We start from the raw sequence: 16,006 nt of genomic DNA, 5'->3' as shown, positions 1-16,006 counted from the left end.
TCTGAACCACTCAGCGTATCACCGATTTCAAGATCAGAGACCGAAAGCCGCGGGTCGTTTGACGACTCGCGCCTTTCGGCCTATTGCTTTTATCCGGCATGGTGCCGGAAAGCCCAAGATGAATCGGTAACTTTACCGCTGCCTCTCAAGTTTCCTTTCCAGCCGGCAGACGGCCCCAACCCAACGCACCACCTATGTCAGAGCGAATCTACTTCGGTAAACTCAAGGAAGTTAGTGAACCGCCTAATCTTATCGAGATTCAGGTTAATTCCTATATCGAGTTTCTTCAGCGGGACGTTACCCCAAGTAAACGAAAAGATATCGGCCTTCAAGCGGTCTTTCGTGAGGTTTTTCCGATCCAGAGCTATGATGAGAAGGTAACGCTCGACTTCGTCAGCTATGAAATCGGCGAGACGAAGATGAGCGCGCTTGAATGTCAGCGCGAGGGGCAGACTTTTAGCGCCCCGCTTCACATCACCTTCCGCCTCATCGACGAGAAGGGGACCAAAGAAGAGAAGGTTTACATGGGCGAAATTCCGCTCATGACCCCGCAGGGCACTTTCGTGATCAACGGCGCCGAGCGCGTCGTGGTCAGCCAGTTGCACCGCTCGCCGGGCATCGCCTTCGAATCTTCCGTTCACCTGAACGGCAAGGTTCTCTACAGCTTCCGCATCATTCCTGACCGCGGGTCCTGGCTCGAAGTTCAGTTCGACACCAACGACCTGCTCTACATTTACCTCGACCGCCGCCGTCGCCGTCGGAAGTTCCTGGCCTCCACCTTCCTGCGCGCCATCGGCTACGGCACGGATGAGGAGATCATCAAGCTTTTCTACCAAGTCGAAGTCCTCAAACTCTCCGAGAAGCTCGAAGAGGAAGAAATTTCCACCAAGGTTCTTATCAGCGACATCCGCGATGGCGAAATCACCGTCGCCCGTGCCTTTGAACCGCTGACCAAGGCCACCATCCGCCAGGTGCTCAACTTGGGCGTGAAGGAAGTGCAAGTCGTCGATACCAAGCTCGACGACACGATCATTAAGGCCCTCAAGAAGGACCCCTCGCACGACGAAGAGGAAGCCCTCAAGGATATTTACCGCCGCCTGCGCCCTGGCGATCCGCCCACCGTGCCGAACGCTCGCGGTCTCCTTAAGCGCCTCTTTTTCGATCCGAAGAAGTACGACTTGGGCCGCGTTGGCCGTTACAAGATCAACCAGAAGCTCGGTCTTCAGATCGAACTCAACGAGCGCGTCATGACCAAGGACGACTTCATCGCCGCGATGAAGTACCTGATTGGCCTGCGCCGTGGCGAAGGTTCCCTGGACGATATCGATCACCTTGGCAGCCGCCGCGTGCGGACCGTGGGTGAACTTTTGGCCAACCAGTGCCGCGTCGGCTTGGCCCGTACGGAGCGCTTGGTCAAAGAGCGCATGACCCTCTTCGACGTCAATATCGAAGGCATGACGCCGCAGAAGCTCATCAACCCGAAGGCCCTTTCCGCCGTTATCCGCGACTTCTTTGGCCGGTCCCAGCTCTCGCAGTTCATGGACCAGACCAACCCGCTCGCCGAGCTCACCCACAAGCGCCGTCTTTCGGCTCTTGGACCGGGCGGCCTCTCCCGCGACCGCGCTGGATTCGAAGTCCGCGACGTTCATCCTTCCCACTACGGCCGTATCTGCCCGATCGAGACGCCTGAAGGTCCTAACATCGGTCTGATCAGCTCCATGTCCACCTACGCCCGGATCAACGATTTCGGGTTTATCGAAACGCCTTACCGGGTGGTGGAAAACCTGCGCGTTACCGACAAGATCGAGTATCTCACCGGCGACCAGGAAGAAAATTACTACGTGGCTCAGGCCAACGTGCCGATCAACAAAGACGGTTCGTTCATCAACCCGAAGATCGCCGTCCGTCACCGGGGCGACTTCCTTGAGGTGGAGCCGACGATGGTCCACTTGATGGACATTTCGCCCAAGCAGCTCGTTTCCGTGGCCGCTGGCTTGATTCCCTTCCTCGAACACGATGACGCCAACCGCGCGTTGATGGGTTCGAACATGCAGCGCCAGGGCGTGCCGCTTCTCGTCTCCGAGTCGCCGCTCGTCGGCACCGGCATGGAAGGCAAGGTCGCCCGCGACTCCAAGGCCGTGATCCTCGCGGAAGCTGACGGCGTCGCCGCCTCCGTGACCGCCGACCAGATCATCGTCACCAAGGACGGATCGCTGCCCGAAGGCAAAAAGCGGATCAAGACCGACGTTGCCGAGGGCGTGTACGTCTATGAACTGCGCAAGTTCATGCGTTCCAACGCTTCCACCTGCGTCAACCAGAAGCCGATCATCAAGAAAGGCCAGCAGATCAAGAAGGGCGACGTCCTTGCCGACGGCCCGAATACGCAGCAGGGCGAACTCGCTCTGGGCCGCAACGTGCTGGTCGCTTTCACCCCGTGGAACGGCTACAACTTCGAGGACGCTATCCTGATTTCCGAGAAGATCGTGAAGGAGGACATCTACACCTCCATCCACATCGACGAATTCGAAATCGGCGCCCGCGACACCAAGCTGGGACCGGAAGAAATCACGCGGGACATCCCGAACGTCTCTGAGGAAGCGCTTCGCAACCTCGGGCCGGACGGCGTCATCCGCATCGGTGCCGAGATCAAGCCGGGCGACATCCTCGTCGGCAAGATCACCCCGAAGAGCGAGACCGAACTCGCCCCTGAAGAGCGCCTCCTGCGCGCCATCTTCGGTGAAAAGGCTGCCGACGTTAAGGACACCTCGCTGACGGTTCCTTCGGGCACCTACGGCATCGTGATGGACGTCAAGGTCTCCTCCCGCAAGGAGCTGGCCAAGTCCAAGCTGACCCCGGCGGAGACCAAGCGCCAGATCAAGGCCGCGACCGAGGATCTGAATCGCCGCAAGGACGAGCTGCACGAGCAGTTGACGGAAGCCCTCTCCAACATCCTGTTGGGTGAGAAGATCCCGCTCGACGTCGTCAACGCCCAGACCGGCGAAATCATCATCCCGGCCAACCGGAAGATCACCAAGACGCTCCTGCGCAAGCTCGCCAGCGTTCACGATCACGTCGAAATCGATCCCTCGCCGATCCGCAACAAGATCCGCGAGATCATCAGCCAGTTCGAACACCGCTTCCATGAGCTCGACCTCGAAACCGAGCGCTCCATGGACCGCATCGAAGCGGGCGACGAGATCGATCCCGGCATCATCAAGCAGGTCAAGGTTTACATCGCCTCCAAGCGGAAGCTCTCCGTGGGTGACAAGATGGCAGGCCGCCACGGTAACAAAGGTGTCGTGGCCCGCATCGTCCCCGAAGAGGACATGCCGTTCCTCGCGGACGGAACTCCGGTGGAAATCGTCCTGAACCCGCTGGGCGTGCCTTCTCGTATGAACGTCGGACAGGTGTTGGAGACCCACTTGGGCGTCGCCGCTAAGGCGCTTGGCTTCAAGGTGGCCACCCCGGTGTTCGACGGTATCGAAGAGAAACAGATTTTCGACTACCTCAAGCAAGCCCAGAAAGTGGACGGCTTCACGTGGGTCGGCGATAACGGCAAATCCACCCTCTACGACGGTCGCACGGGCGATCCGTTCGATCAGCAGGTGGTTGTCGGCTACATTTACATGCTGAAACTGGGCCACTTGGTCGCGGACAAGATCCACGCCCGCGCCGTGGGGCCGTACTCGCTCGTCACGCAGCAGCCGCTGGGTGGTAAAGCGCAATACGGTGGCCAGCGCTTCGGCGAAATGGAGGTCTGGGCGCTCGAAGCCTACGGCGCAGCCTATACGCTCCAGGAACTCTTAACTGTCAAATCGGACGACGTGCAGGGCCGCACACGCATCTACGAGTCGATCGTCAAGGGCGACAACTCGCTTGAGGCGGGTACCCCGGAATCGTTCAACGTCCTTATCAAGGAAATGCAGAGCCTCTGCCTCGACGTTCGCGCCGGGGCCGCCGCACCCGCGCTTCCCGAGGGACTCGCCTAACCGCCGCCTAACGCAACCTATAAGTCTGTAAGAAAATGAGTGATTCCAATTTCCGTGACATTTTTCCCGCTGACAAAGGGGCCGGTTTCGACCAAATCGCCATTGCGGTGGCGGCTCCTGATACCATTCGCCAGTGGAGCAGCGGCGAAGTCAAGAATCCCGAGACCATCAACTACCGGACGTTCAAGCCGGAAAAGGGCGGTCTCTTCTGCGAGCGTATTTTCGGCCCGACCCGGGACTGGGAATGCTCCTGCGGCAAGTACAAGCGCATCAAGCACAAGGGCGTGATCTGCGACCGCTGCGGCGTCGAGGTCACCCTCTCCCGCGTGCGGCGCGAGCGCATGGGCCACATCGAGCTGGCTGTGCCCGTTTCGCACATCTGGTTCTACAAGTGCATGCCTTCGCGCATCGGCTTGATGCTGGATATGTCCAGCCGCCAGCTTGAGCGCGTGATCTATTACGAGGATTACATCGTCATCGACCCGGGCACCACCCCGCTCCAGCGCTGCCAGCTTCTGACTGAAAACGAGTACCGCGAGGCTCTCGACCAATACGGCGACGGCAGCTTCGTGGCCTCCATGGGCGCCGAGGGCATCAAGCTCCTCCTCGCCCAGACCGATCTCGCCCAGCTCAACACCGAGCTGGAAGAGCAGATGGGCACCACCCGCTCCAAGCAGATCCGCAAGAAGGTCGCCAAGCGCCTCAAGCTCGTTCAGGGCTTCATGACCTCCAAGAGCCGTCCCGAGTGGATGATCCTGGACGTCCTGCCCGTCATCCCGCCGGACCTCCGCCCGCTGGTTCCTCTCGAAGGGGGCCGCTTCGCGACGTCTGACTTGAACGACCTCTATCGCCGCGTCATCAACCGCAACAACCGCTTGAAAAATCTCCTCCAGCTCAAGACGCCGGAGGTCATTATCCGCAACGAAAAGCGCATGTTGCAGGAAGCCGTTGACGCCCTCTTTGACAACGGCCGCCATGGCCGCGCCGTCACCGGGGCTGGCAACCGCCCGCTCAAATCGCTCTCCGACATGCTCAAGGGCAAGGGCGGCCGCTTCCGCCAGAACTTGCTCGGCAAGCGCGTCGACTACTCCGGCCGTTCGGTTATCGTCATCGGCCCGGAACTCAAGCTCAACCAGTGCGGTCTGCCCAAGAAGATGGCGCTCGTCCTGTTCGAGCCGTTCATCATCCGGCGCTTGAAGGAACTCGGCTACGTTCACACCGTCCGCTCGGCCAAGAAAATGATCGAGCGCCAGACCCCCGAGGTTTGGGATATTTTGGACGAAGTCACGCGTGGCCATCCCGTGCTCCTCAACCGCGCTCCGACGCTGCATCGCTTGTCGATCCAGGCTTTCGAACCGCAGCTCATCGAAGGCGAGGCCATCCGCGTCCATCCGCTCGTCTGCACGGCTTACAACGCCGACTTCGACGGTGACCAGATGGCCGTTCACGTTCCGCTTTCCATCGAGGCCCAGATGGAGACCCGCATGCTCATGCTGGCCTCCAACAACATCTTCTCGCCTTCGAGCGGCAAGCCGATCACGACCCCGTCGCAGGACATTACCCTCGGGTGCTATTACCTCTCGCAGAATCCGCGCAAGAACGCCCCGGTCCCGGAGCGTCTCCCGCTCTTCAGCGACCAGGGCGAAGTCGAATTCGCCATGACCGAGGGCAAGCTAAAGATTGCCGACCGGATTCGGTTTGTGAATCCCGACCTTGGCAAGAAGACCGTCTACGGCAACAAAGACCTCAAGGTGATCGAAACCACCGCGGGCCGCGTGCTCTTCAACTCCATTTGGCCGGTCAACCTCGGCTTCTTCAACAAAGCCGCTGGCAAGAAGCAGCTCTCCGACATCATCTGGCGTTGCTACCAGGTCGCCGGTCCCCAAAAGACCGTTGAGACCCTCGACCGGATGAAGGAACTCGGCTTCAAGTGGGCCACCAAAGCGGGCATCTCCATCGGCATCGCCGACATGATCATTCCCGCCGAGAAGAAGGTGGAGCTTGAGCGCGCCTATAAGGAAGTCGCCCAGGTCGAGAAGCAGTACCGCAACGGTATCATCACCGACGGCGAACGTTACAACAAGGTCGTCGACATCTGGACCCACGCTGGTGAGCAGATCTCCAACGTCATGTTCCGCACCCTCGAATACAACGAGGGCCGCAAGGACTTGAACCCGGTCTACGTCATGGTCGACTCCGGCGCTCGTGGTAACCGCCAGCAGGTCAAACAGCTCGCCGGTATGCGCGGTTTGATGGCCAAGCCCTCGGGCGAAATCATCGAGCAGCCGATTACCTCGAACTTCCGCGAAGGCCTCACCGTGTTGGAGTACTTCATCTCCACGCACGGCGCCCGTAAGGGTCTGGCCGATACCGCTCTGAAAACGGCCGACTCCGGTTACCTTACCCGTAAGCTCGTCGACTGCGCCCAGGACGTCATCATCACCGAAGAGGACTGCGGCACCGTCAAGGGCATCGTGGTTCGCTCCATTTACGAAGGCGACGAAGAGGTCGTGGACCTCGGCCAACGTATCGTGGGCCGTACTAGCTGCGAGACGGTGATCGACCCGGTCACCAAGGACAAAATCATCGTCCCTGGCCAGATCATCGACGAAGTCACCGCCGACAAGGTGGTCAAGATCGGCTTGGAGCAACTCAAGATCCGCTCCGTGCTCACGTGCGAATCCAAGCGCGGCGTTTGTGCCAAGTGCTATGGCCGCAACCTGGCCACCGGCAAGGCCGTCAAACTCGGCGAGGCGGTCGGCATCATTGCCGCCCAGTCCATCGGCGAGCCCGGCACCCAGCTCACCATGCGTACGTTCCACATCGGCGGAACGGCGTCCCAGACCTTCAAACAGCCGATCATCAAGGCGAAGAACGACGGTATCGTCCACTTCTCCGATGATCTGCGTGCGGTCCAGACCACGGACGGAACGTGGGTCGTTCTTAATAAGAGCGGCACCATTACCATCCACGGCAAGGACGGCAAGGAACTGGAAAACTACACCGTCGTCATCGGTGCCGTCATTGCGGTGGGCGCAGGCCAGGCCGTCAAGAAGGGCCAGACCTTCGTGCAGTGGGATCCGTACAACGTCCCCATCTTGACAGAGATGGCAGGCAAGATCGAATTCCGCGACATGATCAACGGCGTCACCGTCAAGCGTGAGGTGGACGATTCCACCGGCGTTGCCGAGTCCGTCGTTATCGAGCACAAGGAAGACCTCTTCCCTCAGATCGTCATTTTGGACGAGAAGGGCGAAGTCGGGGCCAACTACTCGATCCCCGCCGGGGCGCACATCACGGTGCAGGAAGGGCATATCGCCGAAGCCGGCCAGCTGCTCGCCAAGACGCCGCGTAAGATCGCCAAAACCAAGGACATCACCGGCGGTCTGCCGCGTGTGGCCGAGCTCTTCGAAGCCCGCCGCCCGAAGGACTCCGCCGAGATCGCCAAGATCGACGGTGTTGTGGAAATCGGCGGATCGGTTCGTGGCAAGCGCCGCGTGATCCTCAAAGACCCGGAAACCGGTGTCGAAGAGGAGCACTTGGTCCCGCTCAACAAGCACATCATCGTCTTCAAGGGCGACTTTGTGAAGAAGGGCAGCCAGCTGACCGAAGGTCCGGTAGTGCCGCACGAAATCCTCGACATCTGTGGACCTCACGAACTCCAGGAGCACTTGGTCAACGAAGTGCAGGAAGTTTACCGTCTGCAGGGTGTGGAAATCAGCGACAAGCACATCGAAATCATCGTTCGCCAGATGCTCCGCAAGGTCAAAATCACCGATCCGGGCGACACCACGCTCCTCTGGGGCGACCAGGTGGACAAGCTCGAATTCGAGGCCGAGAACGCGCGAGTCATCGAGAAAGGTGGCAAGCCCGCCGAAGCGAGCCCGGTGCTCCTTGGTATTACCAAGGCTTCGTTGGAGACCGATTCGTTCATCTCTGCGGCTTCCTTCCAGGACACGACCCGTGTGCTGACCGAAGCGGCGACCCTGGGACGCATCGACCACCTGCGCGGCTTCAAGGAAAACGTCATCATGGGCCACCTGATCCCGGCTGGCACGGGCTTCTCCAAGCACCGCTCGGTGAAGCTGGTCTCCCACGGTGAACCGCTTCCAGAGCCGATCATCGAGATCGAGACCGAAGTGGAGCAACCGCTCGCTTAAGCTAAAGAAATCCTTAAACCCCCGGCGGCGCTCACAAGGCGCCGCCGGTTTCATTTATGTCAATTTCAACTCAAACCGGCGACCAGGGCAGCACCAGCCTGCTTTATGGAAGGCGCGTTCCCAAAACCGACCATCGCATCGCCTGCAACGGGGCGGTGGACGAACTCAATGCCCAGCTTGGGATGGCGCGGGCTTTCTTAAAAGGGAGCGTGGGAGATCCGTTCATCACCGAGCCGCTTTTTCGGATCCAGAAGGAACTCATCGTGCTGATGGGCGAGGTGGCCGTGGCTCCGGAAGACCGGGAACGCCATCGCACCAGCACCTACGGCGTGACCACCCCGGAAATGGTCCAGACCCTTACCGACGCCGTGCACGACCTGGAGCAGAATCACCAGATCGAGTTTCACCGCTGGGCGACCCCGGGCGACAGCGTCGCGAGCGCCTCCGTGGAACTGGCCCGTGTTATTTGCCGCCGGGCCGAACGGCTCATCGTCGGTCTGCGCGAGACCGATCCCGGCCTGAGCGTGGAAATCATCCGTTACTTGAACCGCCTTTCCGACCTGCTCTGGCTCTGGGCCCGCTGGGTGGAAACGCAGGAAAACAAGCCCGTGGAGGACAGCACCACCGCTTAGCGCAAACCCGCGGTGCCTTTTCCCTTGCCTTCGAGCGGGGTTTCGGACAAAAATTGAACTTTCGTCGTCAAAAACTGACCAACCGAAAAACCCAATAACCAACCGGACGCGACGGGACCACCGCACGCGTCCAAACCAAAGGGCGGACCTACGCGCCCTTTAGCCGCAGGAAACCTAAAATACATCGTTTATGTCTACAGAACTCATGACGGAACTTCTCGAAGCGGGCGTCCACTTTGGTCACCAGACCAAGCGCTGGAATCCGAAGATGAAGCCGTTTATTTTCGAAAAGCGCAGCTCCATTTACATCATCGACCTGAGCATTACCGTCGAGCAGATCGAGACCGCCACTGAGTACCTGCGCGGTGTTGCCGCCAAGGGGGGCAAGGTTCTCTTCGTCGGCTGCAAGAAGCAGGCCCAGGAAGCCGTGAAGGAAGCCGCCCAGGCTGCCGGTCAATACTACGTCAACCAGCGCTGGCTGGGAGGCACGCTGACCAACCTCACCACGATCCGCAAGAGCATCGCCCGCCTGAAATACATCGAGAATCTCGAAAAGCAGCCCGAGTACACCAAGATGGGCAAGCAGGAAATCGCCGCCGTCAAGCGCGAGGGTGCCAAGCTCTTCAAGAACCTCGAAGGCATCCGCAACATGGACAAAAACCCGGACGTCATGATTGTCATCGACACGCCGCGTGAAGCCATCGCCGTTGCCGAGGCCCGCCGCCTCAAGATCCCGGTCGTCGCCATTGTTGACACGAACGCCGACCCGACGATCATCGACTACCCGATCGCCGGTAACGATGACGCCATCCGTTCGATCCGCATCATCCTTCAGAAGCTGGTCGACGCCTTGGTTTCCGGTGGCAGCCGCCCGGCCGAAGCCGCCCAGGAGAATCTCGCCGCCGTCGGCGAATAGTTCCGTTTTCCCCGCGCCGCTGGGCCCTCAGGGGTCTGGCGGCGCTTCAACCTCTCTCTCTTATATAGAAGCTATCTATGAGCGAAATCACTTCCCAACTCGTTAAAACCCTCCGCGAAAAGACCAACGCGGGGATGATGGATTGTAAACGCGCCCTTGAAGAAGTCGGCGGCGATATCGAAAAAGCCGAGGATCTTCTTCGCAAGAAGGGCATCATGAAGGCCGGTTCGAAAGCCTCCCGCACGACCAAGGAAGGCATCATCGCCTCCTACATTCACATGCAGGGCAAAGTGGGCGTGCTCGTTGAAGTGAATTGCGAAACCGACTTCGTCGCCAAGAACGAGGCCTTCCGCGAATTCGTCAAGGACATCACCCTCCACATCGCCGCCGCCAGCCCGATTTGCGTTTCCCGCGATCAGGTCCCGGCTGACCTCATCGCCCGCGAGCGCGAAATCGCCGCCGACCAGGTCAAAGGCAAGCCCGCGAACATCGTTGAGAAGATCGTCGACGGCAAGATGGACAAATATTTCTCCACCGTTGCGTTGCTCGATCAGGCGTTCATCAAGAACCCCGACCAGACCATCTCCGAATTGCTCAAGAGCAAGATCGCTGAACTGGGCGAAAACATGGTCATCCGTCGCTTCGTTCGCTACATGGTGGGCGAGGAAATCTCCGGCGACCTGAAAGCCGCTGAATAAGGGGAACCCTTCCCAATTGATTTGAAGCCGCGGAGCAATCCGCGGCTTTTTTTGTGCCCGGATGAAACTCCCACGTACCCGATTTGGATTGACTCACGACCAAATTTTCCCCATCAATCAACGCATCCAGATTCGTAAATGTTTTGTTGCTCGCGGTCCTTGCCGCTAGCCTTAACCGAGTCTAGTTTCTAAAAATCAAATCATCACCATGCCTCGAAGCTTCATTTTCTCCTCCGAGTCCGTCGGCGAAGGCCATCCGGACAAAGTTTGCGACACGATTTCCGATGCCGTGCTCGACGCCTGCTATGCGCAGGATCCGCTGAGCCGGGTCGCGTGTGAGACTTACGCCAAAAGCAACGTGGTGGTGGTCGGCGGCGAAATCACCACGAAAGCGAAGGTGAACTACGACGAAATCGTGCGCGGAGCCATTCGCGGCATCGGTTATGTGAACGACGACGACATTTTTCACGCCGACAAGGTGTTCATTATGAACATCATCACCTCCCAGAGCCCGGATATCGCGCAGGGCGTCGACGCCCGCGAGGCCGAGGGCAAAGGGCATGCCGAGCAAGGGGCCGGTGATCAGGGGTTGATGTTCGGGTACGCTTGCGACGAAACGCACGAATTGATGCCCGCGCCGATCATGTTCGCCCATCGCCTGGGCCGCGAAGTCACCCGCCTGCGCAAGTCCGGGGCCGTCGATTGGCTCCGTCCGGATGCCAAAAGCCAGGTTTCGGTGCGTTATGAGGACGGAAAACCGGTCGAAATCACCAACGTCGTGATCTCCACCCAGCACGCTGCGAGCGTCAGCCACGCTGAAATCCGCGAATTTTTGATCTGCGAAGTCATTAAAAAGCAGCTCCCTGTGGAATTGCTCACGGCGAAAACCGAATTTTTGATCAACCCAACCGGCCGTTTTGTCGTCGGCGGGCCTCAGGGAGACACCGGTCTGACCGGCCGCAAGATTATCGTCGACACCTACGGTGGCATGGGACGGCACGGCGGCGGCGCTTTTTCGGGCAAAGATCCGACAAAAGTGGACCGTTCGGCGGCCTACATGGGCCGGTATGTGGCGAAAAACGTGGTCGCCGCGGGCTTCGCGAAGCGCTGCGAAGTGCAGTTTGCCTACGCCATCGGGTATCCCGACCCGGTCAGCGTCCACATCGACACCTTCGGAACCAACACCGTGGCGGAGGAAAAAATCGAAGCGGCGGTGAAAGCCGTCTTCAGCTTCAAGCCCGCCCGGATCATCGAGCAGCTCGATTTGCGCCGCCCGATCTACGCCAAGACCACCAATTACGGACATTTTGGCAAAATTGACGACCTGGAGGCCATCACCTGGGAGCGCACGGACAAGGTCGACGCCCTCAAATCCGCGCTCTAGCCCCTATTTTTAACTGCAAAAAGGCGCAAAGGGCGCAAAAGGAAGCGGCAAAAACCTAAAAAGTTCTGCCTTTTTCCTGAGCTCCTGAGTTCCTGATAAATTTTCTTCATCTTTTCATGAGTAACCAAGACTTCAAAGTAGCTGATCTTTCCCTGGCCGATTGGGGCCGCCTCGAAATCGAGATTGCCGAGCAGGAGATGCCCGGCCTCATCGCCATCCGCGAAAAATACGCTCCCAGCAAACCGCTCGCGGGCGTTCGCGTGATGGGATCGCTTCACATGACGATCCAGACGGCGGTGCTGATCGAGACCCTTGTGGCTCTCGGCGCCGAGGTGCGCTGGTGTTCGTGCAATATTTTCTCCACCCAGGACCACGCCGCCGCGGCCATCGCGAAGGCGGGCGTCTCGGTGTTCGCCTGGAAGGGCGAAACGCTGGAGGAATATTGGGACTGTACCAACCGGGCCCTCAGCTTCCCGGGCGGGCTGGGGCCGCAATTGATCGTTGACGACGGCGGCGACGCCACGCTTTTGATTCACAAAGGATACGAGCTCGAAGCGGGCGAGGACTGGGTCAACACCGCGAGCGGCAACCATGAGGAACAGGTCATCAAAGACCTCCTGAAGAAAATCCACGGCGAAACGCCCTGCCGCTGGCACGAGGTCGTCAAAGAATGGCGCGGCGTTTCGGAAGAAACCACGACCGGCGTTCATCGCCTTTACCAGATGGTCGAAAAAGGCCGTCTCCTGGTTCCCGCCATCAACGTCAACGACACCGCGACGAAGAGCAAATTCGACAACCTTTACGGCTGCCGCCACTCGCTCGTTGACGGCATCAACCGCGCGCTCGACATGATGCTTTCGGGCAAGGTCGCGGTGGTCTGCGGCTATGGCGACGTCGGCAAGGGCTGCGCGCAATCGCTCAAGGGCCAGGGCGCCCGCGTGATCGTCACCGAGATTGATCCGATCAACGCCCTTCAGGCCGCGATGGAAGGCTACGAAGTGACCACCGTCGAGGAGACCCTGGGCATCGGCAACCTCTATGTGACCACCACCGGCAATGTGGATATTATCACACTGGAGCATATCGCAAAAATGAAGACCCAGGCCGTGGTCTGCAACATCGGGCACTTTGACAACGAGATCCAGGTGGACCGCCTCAACAGCGCTCCCGGCGTGGTCCGCACCAACATCAAGCCGCAGGTGGATAAGTACACCTTCCCGGACGGCCACGAGGTCTTCCTGCTTGCCGAGGGCCGCTTGGTCAACCTTGGCTGCGCCACGGGCCATCCGTCGTTCGTGATGAGCAACAGCTTCTCCAACCAGACGCTTGCGCAGCTCGATCTCTGGCAGCACCGCGACTCCTACAAACCGGGCGTGTACATCCTGCCGAAGAAGCTCGACGAGGAGGTCGCGCGGCTCCACTTGGAGAAGATCGGCGTGAAGCTGACGACCTTGAGCCAGAAGCAAGCCGAGTACCTTGGCGTGCCGGTTGAAGGGCCTTACAAGTCTGAGCATTACCGCTACTAGCCACTAAAGGTTAGGTTTAAGTTTACAGGGCTTACCTAGTGAAATCCAGAATGTCTGGAAATGCACTGGGTAAGCCCTGGTGTTATTTAGTGGTAGGGTGCCGGGATCCCTCATCGGGCCTGGGCGGCAATAGATGCCGGGTTTCCAATCGGTGGAAAAATCCGCCCATTCTTGACAAAGCGCCCCCCGAGGGAGCATCAAAGACAAGCTCCCGTAATGGCATGATCACTTTCCCATTGTTTCCTAAAATCCGGCGCTGGCGTGGCGCGCTCTTCGTGCTCGCTCTCGTCGCGGTTTCTTGCTTTTTGTCCGGCTGCGCCTCGCTTCGTTATTATAACGTCACCGACTTCGACACCGTCGTGGTCGATCCCGGGCACGGCGGTCACGATTCCGGCGCTTCCAGCCGGGGACGGCCCCGCCTTCTTGAAAAGGACCTGGCGCTCGATGTCGGGCGGCGGGTGGCCGCAAAACTGCGGGACGCCGGGTTCCGTGTGGTCATGACGCGCAGGGACGACCGCTTCATCCCGCTTGACCAACGGGCCGAGTGCTCCAACAGCTACCGGAAGTCGGTTTTTGTCTCGATCCACTTCAACGACTCGGTTCGCCGGGCGCCCCACGGGGCGGAGGTTTATCACAATCGGCAGGGAACGTGGGAACTGGCCGGGCGCATCGAGGATTTCCTTTCTGCGATGCCCGGCAGCGAACGCCGCGGCGTCAAAACAGCCCGGTACCGCGTGCTTAGGAAATCGGAAGGGCCCGCGCTGCTGGTCGAATGCGCCTTCCTGAGCAATCCCGGCGACGCCAAGCGCGCGGCCAGCGCGGCGTGGCGCGAAGAAGCGGCCAGCCGGATCGCCCGCGCCATTATTCTCCAGCGGCGGCAATAGCTGGGCGGGGGCAAGAGTTGGGAGTTGAGGCAGGGGCCGGGGCGGCGGTATGCTTACCGGCGTTTATTTTCTCAACCTCTATGGATACCCAGCTTGAAATTCCAGGCGTCGCGCGGCTTGCAACGGGCCCCTGCGGCCTGCCACGTTACGAAATCACCACGCCGCTTGCGGAGGCGCACATTTATCTGCACGGCGCCCACGTCTCGCACTTCGTCCCGGCCCGCCAAGCTCCCGTGCTCTTTATGAGCTCGCAAAGCCAGTTCCAGCCGGGCAGGCCCATCCGGGGCGGTGTGCCGGTGATCTTCCCGTGGTTCGGCCCGCGCGAAGGATTCCCCTCGCATGGGTTCGCCCGCATTAGCTCCTGGACCCCCGAGTCCCTCGTGCAGAAGCCGGGCGGAGAAGTGGTGCTGACGCTCCGGCTGGAGCCCGACGACAAAGCGCGCGCGGAATGGCCCGGCTCCTGGGTGCTCCACTTCCGTGTCACCGTTGGCACGGCGTTGACCATGGAGCTGGAAATCGAGAATACCGGTAGCGAACTGCTGCGCGCTCAGGATACGCTGCACACCTATTTCCTGGTCCAGGACGTCCGGAACGTCAGCGTCTCCGGGCTGGAGGGAGCCGAATATTACGATCAGCTCGACCGGATGCAGCTCAAACACCAGCCTGCCGAGCCGATCCGCTTCACCGGCGAAACCGACCGCGACTATATTAATACCACCAGCGCCTGCGTCATCGAGGACCCCGGGCTGCGCCGCCGCATCGTCGTCGAAAAATCCGGATCTCAATCTACCGTGGTGTGGAACCCGTGGATCGCCAAATCCAAGGCCATGCCGGACTTCGGCGACAACGAATGGCCTCACATGGTCTGCGTCGAAAGCGGCAACGTGTTCGACAACACCCTTGAAATCGCCCCCGGCGCGCGGCACATTTCCCGCACCCTGCTTCGGACCGAACCGATCTGATTCATGTCCCGCCCCAATAAAGACAAAATCCCCACCCAGGCCCCGTCCGGCGGTTTCTTCCAGGCCTTCGCGGGCCTGGATATAGGCGGCCTCCCGGCGGGCCCGGCCCCTTCCGAAGAAGCCGCGCAGCCCCGGAACGTCTCTAAAAAAGGGCGCGTCGTCCTGCGGCGCGAAACCGCTCATCGGGGCGGGAAAACTGTGGTCATTGTTGACGGATTCGCCGATTCCATCGATGACGCCGCCATCGCGGCCCTCGGGAAAGAGCTTCGCGCGGCGTGCGGTTGCGGCGGGTCCGTCAAAGACCGGAGGATCGAAATCCAGGGTGAACAGATCGCCCGCTTGCGCGAAATCCTCGCCGCCGAAGGATTCCACGTAGCCGGAGAACGCTAAAAAACAGCGAGAAACCAAGGATTTGTCAGCGTTCCGGGCGGAAATTTTTTCCAGAGTAAATCGGCAAAAAATTCAAAATACCGTTGACCCTGGGGCCGTGTTTGCTAGTTTTCGCCTCCCACCACGAGCGGTATGGAGACCGGCGAAAGGGTAGGGGCAGCCGAAAGTTGCTGGAAATAAAATTCCACAAAAAACGGTTGACGCTGCGGATGAAAACGTTACTGTTCTCACCCCGCAACGGAGAACGCTAAATCGTTCGAAATGAGGATGTTAAAAAAATGAAAATTGATTTGACGTCCGAAACTCAAACGCTAAGGTGTTCACCCCGCGAGATGGAATAAGAAACGGCAAACGCCGGGCGCTGAAAAAAATCGAAAGAAATTGATTGACGCTGCGAAAAACTTCGCTAAATTGTCCACCCCGCAAGAAGGACGGTAGAGGGCTTCGAAAGCGACGAAAGAATTT

Annotated in this window: 11 protein-coding genes; 10 read left to right on the top strand and 1 reads right to left on the bottom strand. The window is 59.5% G+C overall.

Going from position 1 to position 16,006, the window contains the following annotated elements:
* Positions 1-194 precede the first annotated feature (194 nt).
* From rpoB to B2828_RS03450, 10 genes are all read left to right on the top strand, one after another.
* On the top strand, positions 195-3,989 hold the full coding sequence (gene rpoB / locus B2828_RS03495) for a DNA-directed RNA polymerase subunit beta (RefSeq protein WP_479632303.1): 3,795 nt from the start codon (positions 195-197) through the stop codon (positions 3,987-3,989).
* Positions 3,990-4,024: 35 nt separating this feature from the next.
* On the top strand, positions 4,025-8,149 hold the full coding sequence (gene rpoC, locus B2828_RS03490) for a DNA-directed RNA polymerase subunit beta' (RefSeq protein WP_479632302.1): 4,125 nt from the start codon (positions 4,025-4,027) through the stop codon (positions 8,147-8,149).
* 56 nt (positions 8,150-8,205) lie between these two features.
* A complete protein-coding gene (locus B2828_RS03485; protein WP_479632301.1) occupies positions 8,206-8,781 on the top strand; it encodes a cob(I)yrinic acid a,c-diamide adenosyltransferase in 576 nt (191 codons plus the stop codon).
* Positions 8,782-8,971: 190 nt separating this feature from the next.
* Positions 8,972-9,697, top strand: coding sequence for a 30S ribosomal protein S2 (gene rpsB / locus B2828_RS03480; RefSeq protein ID WP_479632300.1), 726 nt, complete (start codon positions 8,972-8,974; stop codon positions 9,695-9,697).
* A 77-nt stretch (positions 9,698-9,774) separates the two neighbouring features.
* Complete coding sequence (gene tsf, locus B2828_RS03475) at positions 9,775-10,395, top strand: translation elongation factor Ts (RefSeq protein WP_479632299.1); 621 nt, start codon at positions 9,775-9,777, stop codon at positions 10,393-10,395.
* A gap of 208 nt (positions 10,396-10,603) precedes the next feature.
* Entirely contained in the window at positions 10,604-11,779 is a 1,176-nt protein-coding gene (gene metK / locus B2828_RS03470) for a methionine adenosyltransferase (RefSeq protein WP_479632298.1), read from the top strand.
* Between the two features lie 116 nt (positions 11,780-11,895).
* Positions 11,896-13,305 (top strand): adenosylhomocysteinase, encoded by a 1,410-nt coding sequence (ahcY, locus tag B2828_RS03465; RefSeq protein ID WP_479632297.1) that lies wholly within the window; start codon positions 11,896-11,898, stop codon positions 13,303-13,305.
* A 221-nt stretch (positions 13,306-13,526) separates the two neighbouring features.
* A complete protein-coding gene (locus B2828_RS03460) occupies positions 13,527-14,189 on the top strand; it encodes an N-acetylmuramoyl-L-alanine amidase (protein WP_479632296.1) in 663 nt (220 codons plus the stop codon).
* Between the two features lie 80 nt (positions 14,190-14,269).
* Positions 14,270-15,151 (top strand): D-hexose-6-phosphate mutarotase, encoded by an 882-nt coding sequence (locus B2828_RS03455; protein ID WP_479632295.1) that lies wholly within the window; start codon positions 14,270-14,272, stop codon positions 15,149-15,151.
* 3 nt (positions 15,152-15,154) lie between these two features.
* On the top strand, positions 15,155-15,541 hold the full coding sequence (locus tag B2828_RS03450) for a translation initiation factor (RefSeq protein WP_479632294.1): 387 nt from the start codon (positions 15,155-15,157) through the stop codon (positions 15,539-15,541).
* A gap of 270 nt (positions 15,542-15,811) precedes the next feature.
* Here the strand turns inward: B2828_RS03450 and B2828_RS03445 are convergent.
* Positions 15,812-16,006 (bottom strand): hypothetical protein (locus B2828_RS03445; RefSeq protein WP_479632293.1); only part of this gene is annotated, 195 nt, incomplete at its 5' end.

The organism is Spartobacteria bacterium UBA695, assembly GCA_002298145.1.
In the GTDB taxonomy this organism is placed as follows: domain Bacteria; phylum Verrucomicrobiota; class Verrucomicrobiia; order Chthoniobacterales; family Chthoniobacteraceae; genus UBA695.
This window is presented reverse-complemented; position numbering and strand designations above follow the sequence as displayed.